The organism is Microbacterium sp. T32 (assembly GCF_001619615.1).
In the GTDB taxonomy this organism is placed as follows: domain Bacteria; phylum Actinomycetota; class Actinomycetes; order Actinomycetales; family Microbacteriaceae; genus Microbacterium.
This window is the reverse complement of record NZ_LQQP01000029.1, coordinates 1-799: the sequence shown is the minus strand read 5'-3', so window position 1 is coordinate 799 and position 799 is coordinate 1. Positions and strand designations below refer to the sequence as shown.

Below are 799 nucleotides of genomic sequence, written 5' to 3'. Positions count from 1 at the left end.
ACACGTATGCGGGTGCGGGGACGTCGACGGACAAGACGGCCGCGGGTGTACCTGGGAACGCCACCCCGGTCGGGTGGGGAACCTTCCTCACCCCGGGCGGCGACCTCTACCGCGACACCACCAAGATCGCCAGCGGCGTGATCTACGCAACGGCGGAGTACGGCCCCTACGTCGGAACAACCTTCCAAACCGTCGCAGGCGTGTTCTTCGCCAACGACACCACCGTCACCAATCGCACCAGTCAGGGCGTACCCGCCGACGCCAAACCCGTCGGCTGGGACACCTACCTCACTCCCACCGGAGACCTCTACCGAGGAACGACCAAAGCAGTCACCGGCGTGATGGCCGCCTACGCGCAGTACTCGATCGATCTGTCATCGGTCGGCTACATGTACCAGACCGCCGCCGGCGTCACCTCTGTCACCAGCCAGGGCACTATCAACCGCACCAGCCAAGGAGTACCCGCCAACGCCAAACCCGTCGGCTGGGACACCTACCTCACCCCGACCGGCGAGCTCTACCGCCAAGCAACGTTGATCGACACCGGCGTCACAGCCGCCAGGTCGTACTACTCCACCAACGTCGTCGTCACCTACACCACCGCCGCCGGCGCATTCATCTACTCCGGAAGCATCCAGAGCCGCACCGCTGGTGGCGTCCCCGCCAACGCCACACCCACCGGCTGGGACCTCTGGCTCACCCCCGACGGCGACCTGTACTACGGCACAACCAAAGTCGACTCCAACGTCGCCGCCGCCACCTCCCAATACGCCGCCGGCACATACACACTCACCACCTA

General features: G+C 65.6%; 1 protein-coding gene. It reads left to right on the top strand.

All coding sequences use genetic code 11. The features are described 5' to 3' along the window. On the top strand, window positions 1-799 hold a 799-nt coding region (locus tag AVW09_RS18025; protein ID WP_197462649.1), incomplete at both ends, for a hypothetical protein.